The sequence below is a fragment of the Blautia sp. JLR.GB0024 genome (genome assembly GCF_037000545.1).
GTDB classification, from domain to species: Bacteria; Bacillota; Clostridia; order Lachnospirales; family Lachnospiraceae; genus Blautia; species Blautia celeris.
The window spans coordinates 45,818-67,724 of sequence record NZ_JBANBF010000011.1; the positions used below are offsets into that span (position 1 = coordinate 45,818).

General features: G+C 48.3%; 17 protein-coding genes. All 17 read right to left on the reverse strand.

The annotated features are described in order from the left end of the window. Positions 1–29: 29 nt before the first annotated feature. Entirely contained in the window at positions 30–1,646 is a 1,617-nt protein-coding gene (locus tag V8Q34_RS20330) for a response regulator transcription factor (RefSeq protein ID WP_335836204.1), read from the reverse strand. 12 nt (positions 1,647–1,658) lie between these two features. Further along, the gene (locus V8Q34_RS20335) at positions 1,659–3,479 is read right to left on the reverse strand and encodes a sensor histidine kinase (RefSeq protein WP_335836205.1); all 1,821 of its coding nucleotides are present in this window, start codon (positions 3,477–3,479) and stop codon (positions 1,659–1,661) included. Between the two features lie 141 nt (positions 3,480–3,620). Continuing rightward, the gene (locus tag V8Q34_RS20340) at positions 3,621–5,234 is read right to left on the reverse strand and encodes a response regulator (RefSeq protein ID WP_335836206.1); all 1,614 of its coding nucleotides are present in this window, start codon (positions 5,232–5,234) and stop codon (positions 3,621–3,623) included. Between the two features lie 29 nt (positions 5,235–5,263). Next, positions 5,264–7,087, reverse strand: coding sequence for a cache domain-containing sensor histidine kinase (locus V8Q34_RS20345; protein WP_335836207.1), 1,824 nt, complete (start codon positions 7,085–7,087; stop codon positions 5,264–5,266). Beyond that, positions 7,084–8,748, reverse strand: a complete 1,665-nt coding sequence (locus V8Q34_RS20350; RefSeq protein ID WP_335836208.1) for a sensor histidine kinase — start codon at positions 8,746–8,748, stop codon at positions 7,084–7,086. Before V8Q34_RS20350 ends, V8Q34_RS20345 begins: the two co-directional genes overlap by 4 nt. Then, positions 8,708–9,841, reverse strand: a complete 1,134-nt coding sequence (locus V8Q34_RS20355) for a sugar ABC transporter substrate-binding protein (RefSeq protein ID WP_335836209.1) — start codon at positions 9,839–9,841, stop codon at positions 8,708–8,710. The genes V8Q34_RS20350 and V8Q34_RS20355 overlap by 41 nt, the downstream gene beginning before the upstream one ends. A 112-nt stretch (positions 9,842–9,953) precedes the next feature. Next, positions 9,954–11,009: a mannonate dehydratase gene (uxuA, locus tag V8Q34_RS20360; RefSeq protein ID WP_335836210.1), complete on the reverse strand. Its 1,056-nt coding sequence runs from the start codon at positions 11,007–11,009 to the stop codon at positions 9,954–9,956. A 29-nt stretch (positions 11,010–11,038) separates the two neighbouring features. Then, a complete protein-coding gene (locus tag V8Q34_RS20365; protein WP_103731418.1) occupies positions 11,039–12,397 on the reverse strand; it encodes a GntP family permease in 1,359 nt (452 codons plus the stop codon). A 209-nt stretch (positions 12,398–12,606) separates the two neighbouring features. Then, complete coding sequence (locus V8Q34_RS20370; RefSeq protein ID WP_103731417.1) at positions 12,607–13,854, reverse strand: metal-dependent hydrolase family protein; 1,248 nt, start codon at positions 13,852–13,854, stop codon at positions 12,607–12,609. 40 nt (positions 13,855–13,894) lie between these two features. Beyond that, complete coding sequence (locus V8Q34_RS20375; RefSeq protein ID WP_054350856.1) at positions 13,895–14,275, reverse strand: RidA family protein; 381 nt, start codon at positions 14,273–14,275, stop codon at positions 13,895–13,897. Between the two features lie 24 nt (positions 14,276–14,299). Continuing rightward, on the reverse strand, positions 14,300–16,381 hold the full coding sequence (locus V8Q34_RS20380) for an acetate--CoA ligase family protein (protein ID WP_335836211.1): 2,082 nt from the start codon (positions 16,379–16,381) through the stop codon (positions 14,300–14,302). 10 nt (positions 16,382–16,391) lie between these two features. Next, positions 16,392–16,931 carry a 2-oxoacid:acceptor oxidoreductase family protein gene (locus V8Q34_RS20385; protein ID WP_033142174.1) on the reverse strand — a complete coding sequence of 180 codons (540 nt, stop codon included), beginning with the start codon at positions 16,929–16,931 and terminating at the stop codon, positions 16,392–16,394. Further along, complete coding sequence (locus V8Q34_RS20390) at positions 16,931–17,674, reverse strand: thiamine pyrophosphate-dependent enzyme (protein WP_033142175.1); 744 nt, start codon at positions 17,672–17,674, stop codon at positions 16,931–16,933. The genes V8Q34_RS20385 and V8Q34_RS20390 overlap by 1 nt, the downstream gene beginning before the upstream one ends. Before the next feature lies 1 nt (position 17,675). After that, on the reverse strand, positions 17,676–18,761 hold the full coding sequence (gene vorB / locus V8Q34_RS20395; RefSeq protein ID WP_103731415.1) for a 3-methyl-2-oxobutanoate dehydrogenase subunit VorB: 1,086 nt from the start codon (positions 18,759–18,761) through the stop codon (positions 17,676–17,678). A 15-nt stretch (positions 18,762–18,776) separates the two neighbouring features. Further along, entirely contained in the window at positions 18,777–18,980 is a 204-nt protein-coding gene (locus V8Q34_RS20400) for a 4Fe-4S binding protein (RefSeq protein WP_033142177.1), read from the reverse strand. A 151-nt stretch (positions 18,981–19,131) separates the two neighbouring features. Next, complete coding sequence (locus V8Q34_RS20405; RefSeq protein ID WP_335836212.1) at positions 19,132–20,160, reverse strand: uroporphyrinogen decarboxylase family protein; 1,029 nt, start codon at positions 20,158–20,160, stop codon at positions 19,132–19,134. A gap of 65 nt (positions 20,161–20,225) precedes the next feature. After that, entirely contained in the window at positions 20,226–21,815 is a 1,590-nt protein-coding gene (locus V8Q34_RS20410) for a BCCT family transporter (protein ID WP_335836213.1), read from the reverse strand. Positions 21,816–21,907: the final 92 nt, after the last annotated feature.

A 21,907-nucleotide genomic window follows, 5' to 3' on the forward strand; every position in this document is an offset into this window, starting at 1 on the left:
TCCGGATCACTGGTACTTTTTTATTTAACTCACCCACGGGAAACAGGATCACCTGTCATCTTGTACTCTCTGGGACCCTTTCCCATAATTTTTCGGAACACTCTGTTAAAATAGGAATAGTCGTCATATCCCACCCTCTGTGCTATTTCTGTCAGGGTCAGGCCCTGCTCCATATATTGAACCGCTTTCTCAATTCTCACCCTTGAAATACAGGACATAAGATTCTCTCCTGTAACCTGCTTAAAAGCCTTGGAAAAGTAAGAGGCGCTGACATGATACCTGTCAGCCAGTCCGGACAGGGATAAATCTTCATAAAAATATTCTTTTATATATTTCTGACACTGCAGCATTATCGATTGTATGGATTCATTCTCCTCCAAGATTTCCTGGTTCTGTTCCAGCAGTTTGTCAGCCATCTCCGTAAGCACCTGGCAGACATCACGGATACTGTAGCTTTCCAACACCATATTCAGATGCTCAAACAAATACTCCATCTCGATCTTCTTCTGCTGATTTTTGACAACTTCCTGGTCTTCCATAAAAATCCAGGCAATTTTATTTACAGTCTGCTTCACTTCCAGAAAGCTCCATTTCTCTGTGCTGCTGTCCGCCAAATGTATCTCCTCTAAAACGGACATAATCTCTTTTTTATTTTTCATTCTGACCGATTGTGTCAGATTCCTCTCCTGTTCAGACGAAATTCTTTTTTTGCCCTCGTTTTTCCCATCCTCATCAGCGATACCCACATAATTGTAATTTCTGTATTCTTTGGAGAGGAGGGCTACCTTTGTGGACAGATAAACCTCCTTGATCTTTCTCCATGAATACGTATATCTGCTGACCACCACTGTGCAGCAGCATTTTTCCCGGACGGGAAGCTCCTTTGCCAGTTCTTCTCCCAGCCTGTGCATCTCTTCCTGGGGCGTATCACAGATGATAACAAACTCATCCGATACATAAATATTATGAAATACAATCCCCATTCTGCCTGAAAGTTTCTTTCTGATGTACTCTTTTACCTGATAAATCTCTTCGTGCAGCTCCTTTTCTTCACATTTTCTGCACATCCTTGTAAAACCGTTCAGATTAACAAGGACCAGACAATACCCCACATAATCCAGCTCCAGTTCCGCTATCTGGTTCTCTACCAGTGAAAAGCTGTCATAATGGGAAACCATCAGACTGTATTCCTGATCCTGCAGATAAGAAGAATAGCGCAGCATATCCTTTTGTCTTATGCTCTTTTTTAAATTGTCTTCATCACGATGCATAATGTTCATGATTGCCTTTTCCAGCACAGATTCCAGGGCCGACAGATTGATTGGCTTGAGCAGATAATCTATAGCTCCCAGCACCAGCGCATCTCTCACATACTCAAAATCCTGATATCCGCTTATTACAATAATCTCAATCTCCGGCGCACTGTCTTTTAGCATCTGTATCAGTTCGATTCCATTTATCCCCGGCATGTCAATATCTGTCAGGACAATATCAGGTTTGTCCTGTTTTGTCCTCTTTACCGCCTCCAGCCCATCCCTGGCAGGGGCAGGCACATATAAATCAAATTTACATTCTTCCAGCATTTTTTTTAAGTTATCGCGGATCCAGAATTCATCATCTGCGATTAAAACCGTATATTTTTCCATTTCCATGCCTCCTTATATCTGTTTCTGCGGGCTTGTCAGGCTTTCCTCTCTGTTTTTAGGCAGCCAGACTTCAGCCAGAGTTCCACCTTTCTCTGCTTTTCTGAACCGGATCCCACATTCATGTCCATACAGAAGTTGTATCCTGTGATGGATATTTGCGACTCCAATAGTATTATCCTGGCTTAACGGGTCATATTCCCTGTTCCAGAGCTTATTGTTCATACTCTCAACATCCATACCCGTTCCGTTATCATACACTGTAATCACTATATGATTTTCTCTTGGTCCGCCCCACAATACTATCTTCTTGTCCCCCTCTTTATTCTTCAGTCCATGCAGAATTGAATTTTCAATCAAAGGCTGCAGTGACATCTTGGGTATCTTTTCCAGGAGAAGCTGTTCTTCTACCTCTATTTGAAAGTCTATTTCATTCTGAAGTCTGATGCGCATAATATACATATAATTTTTTACATGGCGTATCTCTTCTTCCAGCGCCACCTGCATTTCCTTCATACCCAGGCTGTAGCGGAAGATATTGGACAGAGCTCTGCACATGGTCGAAAGTTCCGGACAGTTTTTAGTCTTTGCGATGGCTCCCATGGTATTGAGGGTATTATATAGAAAGTGGGGATTCACCTGTGCCTGCAGTGCTTTATAACGGGCCTGGTTGAGCAGGATTTTAGATGAATATTCCCGGTAATTAAGTTTATCAATCTGATTAAGCATTTCATTCATGGTCTGCCCCAGCTCGCCAAATTCATCTTTTGTTTTGATGTCAAGGCGCAGTTTCTTCTCACCGCTGCTGATACGCCGCATCATCTCTGTCATATACACGATTGGCTTCGATATCAGTCGGGAGATACCAGATGAAATCCAGACGAACAGAACGGTCACAAACAAAGCTGTGATGAATAAATCCTGGTTCAGAATCTTCTGGCTCTCTTTCAGCAAGGCGTCCGGAACCAGGGATATCATTCTCAGATTATATTTTGCAGAGTCCACACTGAATAATGTCGTAGAAGTAAAATAGTATTCTTTTTCTTCTATATCCAACCCCTTGCTGGTATCTTCCGATACTTGTTCATAATATTCTTTTCCTTCCACTGCTGCTGTATCGTAAATCGCAGCCGGCCTGTCTCCAACAGGCTGGATCCACATCATCTGTTCATCAAACAGTAAATATTTATCCATGACCCTTTTTATAAAGTTTTCTTCAAAATCACAGATCATATATCCGGTACAGGTTCTTCCGTTATTCGTGAACAGTTTCATCACAAGGCGCAGGATATCCCGCCTCTGCCCCTTGTTATAATAGCTGGTAATGAGCAAACCGCTCTCATCGGAATTGATGTATTCCCTGACTGCCTGCATATTATTCTCCTCATTCTCTTCATAGATATCAATGGAATAGGAAATGTGGCTGTTGGAGGCAAGCAGGTAACGGCTGATCAAATGTTCGCCTGCATCGAACAGATACAGAGCACCGAGTCCATAAGAGGTATCAAAGGTTTCATTTGCAAAATCACGGGCTAAAGCCGCATATCCCATCCGCATCTTTACCGGGTCATGAGACTTGGAGAGATCACTGATAAAATCTCTGTCATTATATATCTGCATCATCATATTGTGCAGAACATCAAACGTAGTATTCATCTCTTCTTTCATATTATTGATCGCATTCTCACTGATTTCCAGTGTCTGTTTATAGATCAGCCTGGAGGACTGATACTGAAAAACAAGGGTCTGCAGGAATAACGCACACAGGATCAATCCCAGGCATGACAATAATATTTTCCCTCTGACCCCTATCTGCTTTCTTATTCTTTTTACCATATTTGTCCCCTCTCTCACTACAAAATTCGGCAGTTTTCATTTATTATAGCATGTCACTCTTATATGATATATCAGAAATTCAAAAAATCCAGAGCAATGCCGCCAAATGCATTGCCCTGGATTTTTAATGAAACTCTGTTGTTACCGTCCCGCCCTGTCACCCAGTCTGTAATCCTTCGGAGACATCCCTGTATATTTCTTAAACTGTGCCGTGAAATATTTGTAATCACTGTATCCCACATCCCCGGCAATTTCATAGACCTTCTTTGTGGTGGTACCAAGCAGTTCTTTTGCCTTCTCCATCCGGATACCGGTCAGATATTCCATGTAATTCTGTCCCGTCTCCTTTTTGAAGATAAAAGAAAAATAGGTCGTGGACAGATACAGATTCCGGCATATTTCATCCAGGGATATTTTTTTGCTGTAGTTCTCGGCTATATAGGCCTTTGCCTGGCCGATCACAAGCCTGTCCCTGGCCGGTTCTTCCACGCCGTTTTCCTTCATCATGAGCACCATGCCTCCGGCTGCCCGCTGCATGATCTCTTTTAATTCTTCCATGGAAAGGACGTTCTTCACCCTTGTCTCAAAGGAACCGTCTGGATAACTCTGCTCCTGTTCAGGTTTCAGAACGCCGTAGACCGCATTTTTCAGCATGATTCCCAGGACATAGCAATAGTTTTTTATAAGCTCCGGATTCATTTTCTTGTGCTCAAATTCTGTGAACATTTTTTCTATGGAAGACCTTACCTCTTCCTCTTTTCCCGCCAGTACCAGCTCCGTGATACTGCTTATCTCTCTGGGGTATTCCTGAATCCACTGTTTTTCAAACTCATACTCAATTCCGTCCCTGAAGAGATTTACAGTCTGGCCTACCTCATGGAAGTTGGAATCTATGGCCTTTTTCGCCTGAGCAAAGGACTTGTACAGATGGGTGATGGAGGGGTATACCATTCCGATTCCTACACGCACTTCTGGTCTGGCCTCCCCGAAGCACTCCTCTTTCATCTTTTCTGCTGCCTTTTTCAGATTGGCGGCGAGCTGCTCTTCCCTCTGCATCTCCACATCAGAGAAGACCAGTACCGTCTCCTGTTCACTGCGTATCACAGAAACCCCGTCCGGGACATACTCCTGTAAGATTTTCCGGTACGCCTGTTTAAGCTCCCCTGTCTCAGTGTCCTGAGAAGCAGCAGTGCGTAGGACAGCCGCCTGTACATTCCGGGTGGACAGATCCAGCTCCAGACGCATGATCTCTTCCTCCAGGTTTGTATAGGCTTTCCTCTCCCCCTCCAGAAGTTCCAGAAGAAGTGTCTCTCTCAGCTTTTCCATGCCCTCATTTAATACCAGCATGCGGCGCTGTTCCTCTGCCTCCTCACGGGAGCGCCGGTCCAGCTTTTCTTTCAGTCTGCCGAAGACTGCTTCAATCTCCTGTTTTCTCACAGGTTTTACCATATATTCAAAGGCCCCGAAGGAGACAGCAGCCTTCGCATATTCAAACTCGGCAAAGCCGCTGAGAATGACGATTTCTATCTGCGGATACTGTTCTTTCACCTTTTTGGACAGCTCCACCCCATTCATTCCCGGCATTTTTACATCGGTGAGTATCACATCCACGCCGGTCTCCGCCAAAAGCTTCAGCGCTTCCTCCCCGTCTTCTGCCTCTGCCGCTATCTCAAATCCATTGTCTTCCCATTTGACACCTCTTTTGATGCCCCGGCGGATGATGGCTTCGTCTTCCACCAACATGATCTTATACATGATTCCAAGCCTCCTTTTCTGTTCCCTTATCAGCTTCTGATGACATTTTCTCCCTGTGTACCGGCCCCTGTCTCCCAGGGAATCCTTATGACGGCCCGGGTCCCCTGACCTTCTTTTGACTCATAGGAGAGACCATATGCTTCCCCGTAATAGAGGCGGATCCGCAGATTCACGTTCTTAGTGCCAACACTTCTGGCCGGATCATAATTGCTGTCCTTCATATAATCTGTCACTTCCTTCAGGCGTTCTTCTGTCATGCCTCTTCCGTTGTCCTCGACCCCAAATTCTACCCCGTGTTCCGTACGGCAGCCCGTGATTCTGATACGGCCGCCCTGTTTCATACTGCGTATTCCGTGTTCAAATGCGTTCTCTATGACAGGCTGCAGGATCAGTTTGATGGTCCTGCCGTCCAGGATATCCGGGTCTGTCTCCCATTGGACTTCAAAATTCTTTTCATATAATATGGCAAGTATCTGCAGGTAGCTTTTTGCGTTTTCTATCTCCTCCCGGATGGTCACGAACTCCCCGGCAGTTGAGACACAGAGTTTGAAATAATCACCCAGGACAGCGATCATCTCCTCTGTCTGTTCATATCCTTTTTCCTCAGCCATCCAGTAAATGGTTTCCAGAACGTTCAGAAGAAAATGAGGATTGATCTGCTGCTGCATGGCATTTAGTTCCAGCTCTTTGATGCGCATCTGGATCTTCTCCTCACCGATTCTGCTCATATACATCTTATCGCGCAGTTCCCGCTGTTTTCCGATCATCTCTGTCAGTTTTTGTTCCAGCATGTGATGCTCATCGCCGGACGGAACTGCTGTATTTTTCTCCTCTGTGGCTTCCTGTATATCTCCTTTCAGACCTGCACGGTACATTTTTTCCATGATCTGCCCAAGAGGGATTGTCAGGCTTTTTGCCAGCAGATACATGCAGGCCGCTGAAAAAAGAAGAAGGATGAGGGCCAGCAGCCCTTGAATACCAAAAGGATTTTTTGAAGAGATAGTGTCACCGGAAATGGTGAGATTCCAGCCATTTCTCAGGCGTATGGTATTCACCGCCTCCGGGGCCGCTGCATCCACCGAGGTCTTTGTCTCATCCGAAAACTCTGCCTCATCTGTAGTCTCCGCATCAGCAGCAGCCTCCGCATCAACAGAAGCCTCCGCATCAACAGCAGCCTCCGCATCACTAAATAATACCTGTCCCTCTTCCCCCATCAGGCTGAATCTCTGCTCCTGTGTCCGTTTCAGCAGTGCAACTATTTCCCCGAACGCATCCATATTACATCTGAGGATCAGATAACACGTAATCTGTTTCGGCTCCAGACCGGGCCTCAGAAGACCTGCCAGATACACATTTCCGTCTTCCCCTGTAAGGAAAACCGGCTTATTCGCAGTTATTTTCTCCCCTTCGGATTCCATAAGCTTCTGAAAATAACTAGCCTCCGCCTCCATATCCTGACCTTTTAAGAACACACTGCCGTCCTCTGATAAAATAATCCCATAGTCAAAGAATGCCTCCTCCCTGCAGGCATGGTACAGGATACTCTCTATTCTGGACGCAGTGGTTTCCCCCCGGTAACTGCAGTTTTCATGATACAGATAGACATCAGCCAGCAGATCCGGGTTTTCTGTCAGATATCTGACTTTCTGCTCATACTCTTCCAGATAGGCATTTAACTGGTTCTGCCCCTGTTCCAGATACATGTTCGTAAACCGTTGCTCACCATTTTCCGCCTGATACCGGCCGCTCCACCCGGAAAAGCAGAGGAGAAGCAGTATAGGGAAAAGGCAGAGGAGGCAAAAGAAGAGGACCATCCTGCGCTTTATGGATAGTTTTCTCAATATTTCCGTCATACATCCCCCTCCTTTATGGGCACCAGAATGTTGATCCCGCTTTCTTCTATTGCTATCCCATAAGCCTCTCCGAAATAAAGCTTCAGGCGCTGATCCACATTGTCACAGCCGGGCAAATCCTGTTTTTCCTGAAAATGCTGTGCAGTGGTCTGCGGCACACCGCCTATAAAAAAACGTATCCTGCCCTCTTCCCGCTTTCCCTCCACATAAAATTGAATTTCCTTTGCCCGTTCTTCCAGAGCCTCATTGATCATGTCCTCCATGACCGGCTGAAGGATCAGTTTCATTACCTGACAGTCCTCTATTCCCTCCTGGATTTTCCAGGAGATTTTGATTCTGTCCCCAAAGCGCAGGTTCTGAAGAAACAGATAGTTCTCCACGCTCTTAGCCTCCTGCCCTACCGTTGTGTACTCCTGCCCTTTGCTGATAATGGTGCGGAAATAATTCCCCACCGCGATCACCACGTCACTGATCTCCTCCGCTCCCTCATACTGCCCGTTCCAATAGATTGTCTCCAGGGTATTGTAGAGAAAATGGGGATTGATCTGTTTCTGCAGAGCGGAAAGCTCCGTCTCTTTTTTAATGCGTTCCAGACGGCTCTCTTTGAGTTCCATCTGCAGCACTTCATTTCCCATATGCCCCAGGCGCTCATTCATCCGGTTGAAGCCCCGGATCAGTTCATGGTATTCATCCCTTCCTCCGTCTGTCAGAAGTTCACTCCACCCGTCACGTTCCATAGCTCTCGTCAGCCTTCCGAGAGGTTCCGTGATACTGGTTGTCATGATCCTCGAGAGAAAGAATACCACCAGAAGTCCTGCTGCCAGCAAAACCACCAGAACAGCAGTCTGCTGATAGACACCACCCAGCAGATAAGAATAGGGCACTCCGTTTACGATCTTCCACTGCATGGCTGTGATCACATGGCCGGAGGTGAACATCCTTCCCTGGTCCGTGGAAGTGATGTTCCCCTTCTCCCCGGACATCCGGTCAAAGGCATCCTCCCCTGCCACCAGCACGCCGCTTCCGTCAAATATGGCTGTTTTCCACTGCTTTCCCGCCCCTGCGTTTTGGCACAGCGTCTCCGCATAATCCTTTTTCAGGGCCAGGACAATATTACCGTAGGGTTCCATTGTCTTGGAGATCACAATATAATTCTCCCGGTCTGTACCGATTTCTTTCGGGATAAAGCTCCACAGCGGCCCCTCCGAGGCTTTTGTCCTGGCAAGCAGGGGGGATTCCTTTTGCGTGACCGGCGATGGATAATAAAACTTCGCCCCGTCGGCACTGCTGATCTCCACAGTGTCTACCTCCTGGTTCTGCCCGAAAATACTGTTTATCAGAAGGCGCATTTCGTTCTCCGTCCTCTTTTTCTCATCCCAGTCCGCGCTGCTGTAGACTGAAAGCTGCCGCAGAAGCGTCTCGTTCTCCTCCACGGCCTCTATCTGGCTGATGTATTTTGAGAAATGCTGCTCCATGTTTCCGGAAGAAATGTCTGCCATGGCGGCAGAATATTCCACAGCCATACCCTTCATTTCCTCATAGGAACGTACAGCACTGCAGATTCCCAGGATCAGGACAGGTACAATGGATGCCAGGAAGAAGAAGGTCCTCAGGCGTTTTTCAATTTTCAGTTTCCGTATCCGGCGAATCATTGTATGCATAGCCCCACTGCTCCTCTGCTTTTTTATACCAGTGCCGCCCGTCTTCCACGTTGTCCCGGTTCATATAATACGGCGGTATGACCGCGTGTCTTCCCCGCTCATCCTCCTGCACTTCATAGGTATTGAACCAGGTATCCGCCAGGGCATATTCCCCCACAGGCACCGCTTTTCCGGAAAAAATGTAACCATCCAGCATCTGCACCAGCACATCCCCGTACGCCAGGGCATCCTGCACTACACTGCCGTCGTAATACCCTCCGCGGATCTGTTTTCCGGCAAATGGGTCCCCGTCAATGGTGACAAAGATAATATGTCCCGCCTCCCCTGTCTTTTTCCACATTCCCGCCTCCTTAAGAGCCTGCACAAGACCTCTTGCCGGATGGTCACTGGAACAGTGGACTGCGTCTATCTGCGTGCCATCCGCCAGAACACCAGTAAGCCATGACCTGGCCTCCTCCGGGTCGCCTTTCAGATCAGCGGAGATACACCGGATCTCTTCGTATTTTCCGATTTCCTCCTCGAATCCCTGTTTTCTGGCTTTCCAGGCGCTGCTCTCCTCACTGCCGTAGCCATGGCAGACAATGCCTTTTGGCTCCCCGTATTTCTCTGTGAGAAGCCTGACGATCTCCTGTGCCGCCATTTTTCCGGCTTTATAGTTGTCAAAATTTATGGTAAGACTGACCTGTCCGCCTGTGGATTCCGTATCTACCAGAACAACGGGAACGCCTTTTTCATTTATCTGCTCAATAGCAGAGTTGATACCGTCCTTGTCGATAGACGCCGCCACGATCACATCCGGGTTACCGGCGCAGAAGTTCAGCATCTGCTGGTTCTGCCGTGTCTGGTCGTAATCCGCCACTGCCTCCCGGAATTCCCATCCCGCTTCCTGGGTATCATTTCTGAGAGAGGCGTCTAACAGACGATGAAAATATGTGTTCATGCTTTTCTGTACAAATGCCACTTTCCGGTCATTTGTCTGCATGGTGTTTGTCTCTGAAGGTTCTTCCCGTTCTGTATCCCTGCTGCCGCATCCGCTTGTTGTAAGGGCCAATGCCAGCAGGAGGACAGCAGACAGAAATCGTATTTTTCTCATATTGCTCCCTCCGTTTCCATTTTCTATTTTATCATACCACAGGTTTTGGGAACAGGAAAACAGACCGGCCCATGAGAAATCATTCTGTTCCCCATATGCCGGTCCGTATTCTCTATCTGTTTATTTTATCCAGGGCTTCCCAGATTCCGTTTAAGTATGTGGCTCCCAGTGCTCTGTCGTACAGGCCGTATCCCGCTCTTCCTGTCTCTCCCCAGATCATGCGGCCGTGGTCCGGACGGATGTAGCCGTCAAATCCATTGTCATGAAGGGCCTTCAGGATGGCAAACATGTCCAGGCTTCCGCACGCTGACAGATGTGCCCTCTCCTCAAATCCTCTGTTGTCCTCCAGGACAGCCACATTTCTGGCATGGACAAAGTGAATTCTTCCCATGGCGGCGTATTTTCCGGCCATTTTGACCACATCATTTTCTGCGCTGCAGCCCAGAGAGCCGGTGCAGAGAGTGATGCCGTTATGCGGGTCGTCCACTAATTTCAGGAACTTGTCCAGATTCTCCTCACAGGTGATGATCCTCGGAAGGCCGAAAATGCTCCAACAGGGATCATCCTCATGGATCGCCATATTTACACCGCAGGATGCGGCTGTGGGGATCACTGCTTCCAGGAAGTATTTCAGATTATCCCACAGATCCTCCTCGGACATGCTGTTGTACTCAGCCACCACCTGTTTCAGTTCTTCCCTTGTATAGCTGGCATCCCAGCCCGGAAGTGTCAGGTCGCTGTCACTGGCAAGAGGATTTACCTGGTCTACCTGCTCCTGGTAGTATACAAGGGAGGTAGAGCCGTCCGGCAGCACATGGTCAAGCTGTGTCCTGGTCCAGTCAAAGACGGGCATAAAGTTATAGCAGATACATTTGATGCCTGCCTCTGCAAGTCTTTTGATATTTTCACAGTAGTTGGCAATATAGCGGTCTCTTGCCGGCTTGCCCAGCTTGATATCCTCATGTACGGGAACGCTCTCAATGACTTCAAAGTGAAGGCCGGCCTCCTCTGTCTGCTTTTTAAGCTCCGCTATGCTCTCCCGGCTCCAGACCTCTCCCACAGGGACATCATAGACTGCAGTCACAATAGAGTGCATGCCCGGAATCTGACGGATATTTTCTAATGTAACCTTGTCCTCTTTTCCATACCAACGAAATGATAACTTCATAATTTTTTACCTCTCTTATTTTTTTTACCTTACTGTACAATAAACCAGATGATCGTGGCGCCTATGACACCGACGATGCCTATGATCGTTTCCATCACGGTCCAGGTCTTCAGATTTGTCTTCTCATCCACCTCAAAGAGGGATTTGGAGAGCCAGAACCCGGAGTCATTTACATGGCTGAAGGCAGTAGCGCCTGCTGCCACGGCAATGGTGATAGTGGCGAGCTGAATCTGTGACAGATCCGCAATGGCCGGCATGGATGCCATGATCCCGGCAGCCATTGTCATGGATACCGTGGCAGAACCAACGGAGATTCTCACCACAGCAGCGATCAAAAATGCCACAAGTACCAGCGGCAGGGGAAGGCCTCCCACGAAATTTCCGAAGGCTTCACCGATACCGGAATTCTGGAGAATGAAGCGCAGCATACCGCCGCCTGCGATCAGCAGAATGATATTTCCGGCGGATGACAGGGATTCTGTCATGATCTTTGTCAGCTCCTCCCTGGTGTAGCCGTGGCGCATTCCCAGTAACACCATGGCCGTGATCGTGGACAGCAGAAGGGCGATCACAGGGGTTCCCAAAAAGGTCAGTACCGGATTCAGCGGCTTCATAAACGGTATCACGGATGACAGGGTATTCAGGATGATCAGAAACAGCGGAAGCAGTATAATGGCCACCACGGTGCCGAAGGACGGAAGTTTTCCCTCCACCATCTTCTTCTCATTCTGCTCAAAGGAGGACGGCACCGGAAAGTTATATCGGTCCCCTGCGAATTTTCCGAACACAGGGCCGGCCAGGATCATGGCCGGAATCCCGATGATGATGCCCAGGATGATCACATAGCTCAATTCTACATTCAGCATCTCTGCCACCAGCACAGGACCCGGTGTGGGCGGGATAAAGGCATGCCCGATGGCAAGTCCGGCCAGCAGGGGAATGGCATAGTGGAAAATGGAACGGTTGGTTTTCTTCGCAATTCCAAACGCAATGGGAATGAGGATCAGAAGGCCTGATTCAAAAAATACCGGCATTCCCACAATAAGGCCCGTGACGCCTAACGCCCAGGCAGCCTTTTTCTCTCCGAACTTATCAAGCAGTGTCTGGGCGATCACCTCCACACCGCCGGACACCTGCAGGATTGCTCCGAACATGGAACCCAGTCCGATCAATACGGCTATGGTCTGAAGCGTGGTTCCCACACCCTCAGATAAAGTATCTGTAATCATGGTAAAAGGCATACCTACTGCCAGGCCGATAATCAGGGCAGACAGCATAATTGACAGGAACGGCTGTACCTTCAGCTTAATGATCATGAACAGCAGCACGGCAAATCCCAGAAGGGCGCCGATGATCAGCCGCTCCGGTGATGCAACAAAATTCTCCATTTTTTCTTATCCTCCATCATCTTGTAACAGTTTCCGCGGTTTGTTACCTCTTTTCTTGATGGATTTATTGTAACAAAAAACGGCTTTGGAAAATATGGGGGAGAATTTGTATTTTATATGGTAAAATTATGTTCTTTTCAGGGAAATGCAGTGACAAAAAACCGGCAGCGGAATGATACATTCCCTGCCGGTCTGCTTCTATTCTATATTTACTTTTCCAGGCGGTTTTTTACAAAATCTCCTTCTTTCATGATCACATCCATATGCTCTGCCGCTATGGTCCTGATATCTTCCAGGGGATTGCCGTCTATAACCAGCAGGTCAGCGCTTTTGCCCTCCTCCAGAGAGCCTGTAATATCTCCCACACGAAGGGCTCTTGCACCGTTGATGGTAGCGGCCACAATGGCATCCATCTCGCTGATTCCCGCTTTCTCTACGAATGCGTACAATTCCCCGACAGTCGTCTCTCCATAAGGCGTCATCTGAGAGTTAAAAGAATCCGAACCGATTGTGAGAATAATACCCTTGGCGCTGGCTTTTCTCAAATTATCATAAATACGGTTTAATTCTTTCTCTTTCACTGAATTTCCCGGATATTTGTCGTGGAGCTTTGGATCGTATTTTGGAGGGAACGTATCAAACCATGCTGGCATAAAGTTGATGGTTGGACAAAAAGCAATATTTTTTTCCGCCATAATATCCAGTGTCTCGTCATCCAGTGACTGTCCATGTATAATCAAATGAACTCCTGCCTTAGCAGAATTGTACGCGCTTCCAAAACAATGGGACCAGACAGGAATGTGACGCATATTACACTCATCCACAACTGCCTGCACTTCCTCCATGGTATAATGCTGGTCCATAGCCGTCTCCCAGCGCCAGATACCGCCTCCCGTAGCCCAGATTTTTATAGCATCCGGGTTTTCCCTGAGACGCCGACGCACGGCTTTGCGAAGATCCCAAGGCCCGTCCACACACTCTGCCCACGGATGAGATTCTCTGTTCATCTCTATAGATACCTTATGAGAATCCCCGTGGCTGCATGTGGCGCAGAACCCAAGGCCTGAGGCCACTACTCTCGGCCCCTTCATGACACCCGCCTCTATCATATTCCGGATATGGATGCCGAATCTTGAGATTTCCCCCACGGTCGTCAGACCTGTTTCCAGGCACTCATGTGACTGCTGTACAGCCACCACCGCTTTCTGGATGTTGTCCTCCAGCACCCAGTCACTGTCATTGTCTGTGAGATTGCCGGAAAAATGCAGATGTGCATCGATCAATCCCGGCATCACTGTCTTACCGGAAATATCTGTTATATGATATCCCTTAGGTACCGCTTTTCCCGGGCCGGCATATGTGATCTTACCGTTGTCCACCAGCACCAGGCTGTCCTTTACTGCCGCGGCCCCTGTGCCGTCGATGAGCAGGCCGCCCTTTAATGCGATTCTATTCATTATCAATCTCCTTTATGTTCTCTGGAATATGTATACCAATCTATTCCTCAGCAAAAGCAATCATGGATGCTTCCAGAGGGACATTTTCCGGGAGCGCCTCCACCTGTACGCACACTCTGGTGGGTCTGTGGCTGCCGAAAAACTCCGCATAGGCCTCATTGATGGCAGCAAAATCGTCCAGACTGTTGATGTACACGTCAACACGGGCCACACTTTCCCTGCATCCGCCGCCCGCTTCTACAATGCTGAGCAGGTTGTTCAGCACCAGCGTTGTGGCCGCTTTGATCTCATATACATATTCCCCGTCTTTTGTAAGAGGAATCTGGCCTGAGGTAATGATCATATTGCCGTATTTTCTTCCGTGACAGTAAGGCCCCAGTGCCGGGGATGCTTCCATGCTCACTAATTCTTTCAGTTCCATATTCTTTCCTCCGCTTATTTTTTATCAATCTATATACTGTACAAGCAGTGCGTCTGCAATGGCTACGCCCTCTTCCGTCACAAACACCGGGTTTATATCCAGTTCTTTTATGCTGTCCTTTCCCTTAGCTGCCATCTCGCTGATGCTCACCAGCATATCCGCCAGCGCTTCCTTATCACATACCGGATTACCGCGGTAGCCATTCAGCAGGGGATAAGAGTTCAGGCTCTCCAACATTTTTTTTGCCTGCTCCCTGGTGAGCGGCGCCGGTGCGAGCTGCACGTCCTTGAACAGCTCCACGAACACACCGCCCATTCCCACCATGATCATAGGGCCAAAATCCTTATCGTTGTTCACACCGATGATCATCTCCACTCCGGCTTTGAGCATGGGTTTTAGCAGTACACCTTCCAGCTTCGCATCCGGCGCGTTTTTCCTGCAGTTATCCATCACCGTCTCAAATGCCAGGCGAAGCTCTGCCTCATCCCTGATATTTAATTTCACACCGCCCACATCAGACTTATGCTGAATATCAGCAGAATGTATCTTCACGGACAGGGGATATCCCAGATTCCCGGCTGCCTTTACCGCCTCATCTGCTGTGGCAGCCACAGCCTGGGGCGGAATCGCAACGCCGTGTGCTTTCAGATAATTCAGGCTCTCGTACTCGCTGAGTCCTTTGGAAGACCCATGTGTTCTTTCGGGAACCGCCGCTTCTGTATCTTGGTATTCAAAATTGGCAAAATCCAGCACCTGCTTTAAGATTCGGCATCCGTAGCGCCCTGACGGGAGCAGAGGCACGCCTGCTTTTTGCAGGATATCCGCACTCGCCTGATGCCTTGTGTGCTCAATGAATGGAATCCAGAATACCGGTTTCATACCCGGATTCTCTCTGGCAATGGATACCGCCTCCACCATATGGGAGATGGTGTCATCCCAGATCTCCGGCGTGATGGTATAGGCAATACAGATGGCATCCACATGATCGTCTTTTGAGATGGCCTCCATGGCCCGAACCATGACCGGGGTGTTGTATCCGATTCCCGCTGTCATATCAAAAGGATTATTTACGGAACCATAATCCGGAACAAGAGTCTGAAGATATGCTTTCGTCTCCGGATGATATTCCGCCAGGCGGATTCCGAACTCGTCTGTCAGGTCTGCCATGACCCCGGCCTCGCCGCCGGAAACATTCATGAATACGCATCTCTCCCCCTTAGGAAGCTCTTCCAGCCAGGAAAATGCAGCAGCCAGACCGCATAATTCTTCCAGATCCCTGGCCTCTATGACACCGTACCGCTTAAATACAGCTCTCAAGACTTTATCTGCCCCGGAAAGGGAGCCTGTGTGGGATTTTGCCAGCTCCTGCGCTTTGCCGGAACGGCCTGTCTTCAATACCACAACCGGTTTTTTCTTTATTGCCGCTTTGCGGAATGTCTCCACCAGCTTCTCCGGTTTTGACACGCCCTCTATGTATGCAGCCACGACTTTTGTATCCTCATCCTCCACTAGAAAGTCCAGATAATCTTCCACCTTCACATTACAGGAGTTGCCGGAGGAGATCACATGGGAGAATCCCATATTCGGACTGTCCAGCCCTCCAAGCACGATCTGTCCGCTCTGGGAAATCATACCGATATTGCCGGAACGGTCCCGTTCCTCCACCAGAAAGGCAAACGCAAAGATACCGTCAATGAAATTGGCAAACCCCGCACAGTTCGGCCCCATGACCGCGATTCCCAGGCGGTCGGCTTCCCGGACCAGCTCTCTTTGAAGCTCTTTCCCCTCCGCTCCCGTCTCACTGTATCCGCTGGCAAAGACCACGGCTCCGCCGCAGTTCTTCCCTGCCGCTTCCCGTAATAAGGAAAGTATAGTCTTCTGGGGGGTACACAGAATGACCAGATCTACATCTCCCTCTATCTCTGACAGGGAGTGGTATGCCTTGTGGCCGAAGATCTCATCTCTTCCCGGATTCACCAGATACAGATGATCCAGATTCCCGGAGAATTTGAGGTAATTGCGGGTGGTATCACCGCCGAATCCCGCTTTTTCACTGGCACCTACGATGGCAACTGTCCTTGGTTTCAATAATTTTCTCAAATCCATATATCAGCCCTCACTGCATCTTCTCCGCTTTTTCATATCCCATCATAAAGCACTGCACGTTTTTGTCACTTGCTTTGCCTTTTTTATTGAAATAAGCTTCCAGTGTATCTGCAAACTCATTTACATCCATCATGCCGGTAGCCCTGATCATGGCCCCCAGGACTACCAGGTTCAGGCCTCTCTGGTTCTCCAGTTCTGAGGCAATTTCCATAGCATCCACACCGTATACCTTCACATTTTTCGGGAACTGCTTTTCTCCGAATACGGAGCGGTTGATGATCACGCAGCCTCCTTCCCGCATATCAGACACATATTTGTCATACGCGTCCTCATTCATGCAGCACAGCACATCCAGGTAATCCGGGTAAGGACTTCCTATCTCCTCATCGGATACCACCACACGGCAGAGGGCAATGCCTCCGCGCATCTCCGCAGAATACTCGCTGGTCCAGCTCACATTTTTGCCGTGCTCTGCCGCGATCTCGATCAGGATCTTTCCGGCTGTCAATACGCCCTGACCACCGATACCTGCAAACATAATATCAGCCATTATTCGTCACCCCCATTATCTACATATACTTTCACCGGGAATACCTTTTCATTTTCCTCTTTCATCTTCTTCATGGCATCTGCCGGCGATAATTTCCAGTTAGTCGGACATGGGGAAAGGATCTCTATAATGGAAAATCCTTTCTTGTCCCTCTGGTTCTCAAAGCCTTTCTTTAACATCTTCTTCGTCTGATCAATGTGTTTCGGATCACACAGGGAACCTCTAGCCGCATATGCGATTTTATAATTCTGAAGGATGTTCAGCATATCGAACGGCTCTCCTGCCACCTTGTCATCTCTTCCTTTTTTACTGCTGACTGTCTTGTCTCCCACCAGAGTGGTCGCCGGGCACATCTGACCGCCGGTCATGCCGAATATTCCGTTATTTACCACGATCATAGTTATTGGAACATTCCTCTGGGCCGCGTAGCAGGTCTCGGAAAGGCCGATCACATAAGAGCACCCATCCCCTGCATGGACGTAGACATTGGAATCCGGATAAACCTTTTTGATTGCTGTGGCCACTGCCGCGCAGCGCCCGTGAGGACCTGCGATGCCGTCACAGTTCAGAGTGTCAATAGACCAGTAAGCACAGGCAATATCCACGACCTGGATGGTCTTTTCACAAAGCCCCAGTTCCTCGCAGCACTCTGCAATCAGGCGCTGTATGATACCATGGCCGCAGCCGGGACACCATCCCACCTGCTGGTTGATCATTTCCGGTTTTGTCATTTTAGCTGCCATATCAATATACCTCCAGTTCCTTAACATCTCCTGCCAGTACCCCTTTGCAGAAGTCTACGATTCCCTGAGTTGTGGGAACATATTTTGATGTCAGATAACCGTAGAGGGGAACCTTATACTCTGTGGCCAGACGGATATCCAGTCCCATCTGGGAGGAGAGGCTCATCTCAACAGTTACCAGCCCTTTTAATCCCTCCGGGAGATTTTCAAAGGCTTTTTTCGGATAAGGCCATGCCGTGATGGGACGGATGAGGCCCAGTTTCATGCCTGCTTCTCTGGCTCTTCTCACTGCTGACTTGCATATTCTCGAAGAGATTCCATAGGCAACAAGGATAAGCTCGGCATCCTCTGTCATGAAATTCTCCCAGCGCTGCTCATTGTGATACATATCGGAGAATTTTTTCCGTACCATCGCATCGTATGCACTGTAATCCATGGAACGATCCAGATTGGTGACCTTTACTTTCGGTTCATCTTTTTTCTTCTCACCCTTGATCGCCCAGTCAAATTTACTTCTGTCATGTTCCTTCGGTTCGGGAAGGACTACCTTTTCTATCATCTGGCTGATTCCGCCATCGCTTAAGATGATCACCACAGTGCGGTATTTTTCAGCCAGGTCAAAAGCTTCGTATGTAAGCTCTGCGCATTCCTGCACGGAACCCGGTGTGAGGACAAGCTGCCTGGAATCTCCGTGGCCGCCGCCCCTGGTCGCCAGCCAGTAGGAATCCTGACCCTCTGTGATCTCACCGTCGCCTACACCGTAGCGCATGACATCTATGATGACCGCCGGAAGATTGTAGGAGGAAAGATAGGAGATCCCTTCCTGCTTCAGATCATACCCCGGACCGGAAGAGCTTGTCATTACACGCTCACCGCATGCTGCAGCTCCCCACAGCATACTCATACTTGCGATCTCGCTTTCCCCCTGGATGAAGACGCCCCCGCGGTCCGCCATGTTGGCTGACATGTATTCCAGTATCTCACTCTGGGGCGTGATAGGGTAACCTGCATAGAAGCGGCACCCTGCACGGAGAGCAGCCTCAGCGATCGCCTCATTGCCTTTCATTAATTGAAATCCTTTACTCATCTTCTCTGCCTCCTTCTACTCAATGGTAAATACATAATCGGGACAGATCTTATAGCACTGTCCGCATCCGATACAGGTTTCTTCATCGATTCTGATGATCTCGTATCCTTTTTTGTTGATCTCAGTGAGAGGCTCAATGGCTTTCACCGGACATACCCCTACACACAGGCGGCAACCCTTGCATAAGCTGGTGTCCGCAGTTGCTTTTGCTTTTGCCATGATTCAATCTCCTTTCAATTCATTTCATAATTTTATTATTTATTTCATTATTATAATTTCTAATTTCATTTTACCATTTTATTATTCATTTTTCAAATACAATATCTCTAAATTTTGCATAAATATTCGTCTATACTTTTGTCTAAATTGTTTATATTATGGATTCAAACAACATTTTTTTATAATACGCAGCCTCCACTGTTTCAAAAAACACATCGATACTGTCAAAATCCGTATCCGCGGGAAGGTCACAGCCGGAGGAAATGATAAAGTTATTGTAGTCAATGCATGCATTGAGCAGTCTTTGTGTGTTTAGCCTAACATCCTGAAGTGTACTGTTGTTAAACACAGAGGATGGACTGAGATTCCCCATCACCAGACAATCCCTGGGCATTGCCTCCAACATGGTGAGCATGTTGACAGCGTCGCCAAAATGATATGCCTTACACCCGGTGTCTACAATCTGTGGCACCAGTTTTTCCACAGCATTGCCGCAGTTATGATAAATCACCACAAAATTCCTTTCCTGTACTTCATCTACAATCCGGCGGACATAATCTGTAGAAAATTCCTGCATGAGATTCGGTGATAAGATTCCCGCCAGCGGTTCTGCCATGATGATGCCGTTGGCCCCGGTCCGTTTGAATTCTTTTATATATTGGATCAGAAAATCCGTGGCCTTTCCAAGCACGGTATGTACGATCTCCGGCTCCTCATAACACAGAAGCATGACCTCATTCACATTCATCAGACGGCCGGCCAGAGAATACGGACCGATACAGTTGGCAAAAACAGGTCTGTCCGTTATCAGGCGCGTGGCTTTGGCTACGCCTTCTATAGCTGTCCCGGTTCTCCCGGCACCGATTTCCGGTATCTTTAGTTTTTCGGCATCTTCCTCGCATTCAATAAGAGTACCTGTGATTGTAGGTATCTCATCCACACCGTACACGCAGAAAGCCCCAAAGGCCTCCGCCTCCACAGACAGATCCATGTAGCTGACTGCCGCAGGCATTTGGTATTTATCTGCAATCAGCCGCATCCCCACAGCCTGGAGTGCGCTGTCCGATACAAGCTCCTTGACAGTCACATACAACTGCTGAACCACAGGATAGGTTAGCAGTGGAAGTGGTTTTTTGTCTCTCGCATAGATCATCTGTTCTATCCAGTTATACATATTCATAAAAAAACCTCCAAATATAGGGAATGTATGATATGGATCACACATTCCCTTAATCATCTATAATCTTATTCTTCTGCCTCTTTCTCAGCGATCAGCTTCTGTCTCTGCTCTTCCGTCAGAGTCAGATCATATTTCTCCCGATGCGTCACGGCCTTTATAAACGCCACTGCATTAATAATCAATATAAGGAGCACCGGCAGCCCCAGCATGACCACGGACTGCTGTACCGCGTTCAGGCCTCCTGACTGTAAAAGCACGTATCCCATGACCGCGATGGAGGCTCCCCAGAAGACCTTTAAAAATGCCGGTGACTTCTGTTCACCAGAATCTGTCTCACTTTTATCTGCGGATGTCATTCCGGCCATGGTGTAAGTCATGGATTCCGACTGGGTCAGAAAAGAGAGCAGGACTGCCGCAAATCCCAGAACCGCCATGATCTGCGCCCAGGGCAGGGTCTTTAAGTACGCAAACATAGAAACCGGGAATCCAAATTCCTGGATAGCTCCCCAGATGTCATGTCCGTTCATCTGCTTTAAAATAGCGGAGGAACCGAACGTGCCGAACCAGATGACAATGAATCCGATGGGGATAAACATATTAACCATAATGAACTGGCGGATAGACCTTCCTTTTGCCAGCTTGATCAGGAACAGTCCGGTGAGCGGTGCCACGGTCAGCCACCACGCCCAGTAGAATAAAGTCCAGTCACCGATCCAGCCGCTCTTAATGGCCGGTTCCAGATAAAAGGATTCCGGAATCAGAATCTTCAGGTATTGTCCCACAGAAGTGACCATGTTGTTGATGGTGAACTGTGTTCCTCCAAAGATGAATGCCCATGTCACAAGAATGATAAAAATAACCATATTCGTACTGGACACGTATTTGATAGCTTTATGTATGCCCGAACATGCGCATAGAATACCGCAGGAGGCCAGGACAACGATGATGATCGGTGCCATGATGCTGTCTGGTATGGTATTTCCGTAGACATACTTCAATCCCGCCGAGAGCTGTAAAGTTACAAGTCCCATATTGGTTCCAAGGGTGGCAACCATGATGTAGAGACAAATCCAGTTTACCAGCTTACCGGGCAGACCTTTTTCGCCCTTCTCTCCCAACAGGGGATATAATCCTGATGACAAAGAAAAGCTCCTTTTACAGTTCCAGTACACAAAGGCAAATCCCAGTCCTGCTGCTGTATAAATCGCATACGGATGGAATCCCCAGTGGAAGAACACATAGGATAATGCCGCCTCAGCCGCTTCCGGGCTGCCGGAGGCCAGGCCTGTGAACGCCGGCGGGTCCATGAAATTCATGAGTCCCTCGCCGGTGGCATAGAATACCACGCCCAGAGCCATGCCTGATGTAAATGTGATGGCGATCCAGGACAGCATACTCATGTTCGGTTTTGCGTCTCTTCCGCCTAATTTTATTTTTCCCACTTTACTGAATGCTGCCCATAGGCAGAAGCAAAGCAGGAAGAACAGCCCCACATCGTACAGCCAGCCCAGATTACTTGAGATCCAGCTAAAAGCCACATTGATGACTTTGCCGAAGGCTTCCGGTGCAGCTACCCCGATGATCAAAACGATTACCGTCAATATCGCAGGCACTACAAACGCATCTTTATCTACTTTTTTAAAGAATTTCCCCATTCTCTGTTTCCTCCTCTTTTTCAGCTCCTGTGTCTTTTTATTGTTTCCCCGTAACGTATATTTCCGCATAAAATATATTCCCGCTATGACGG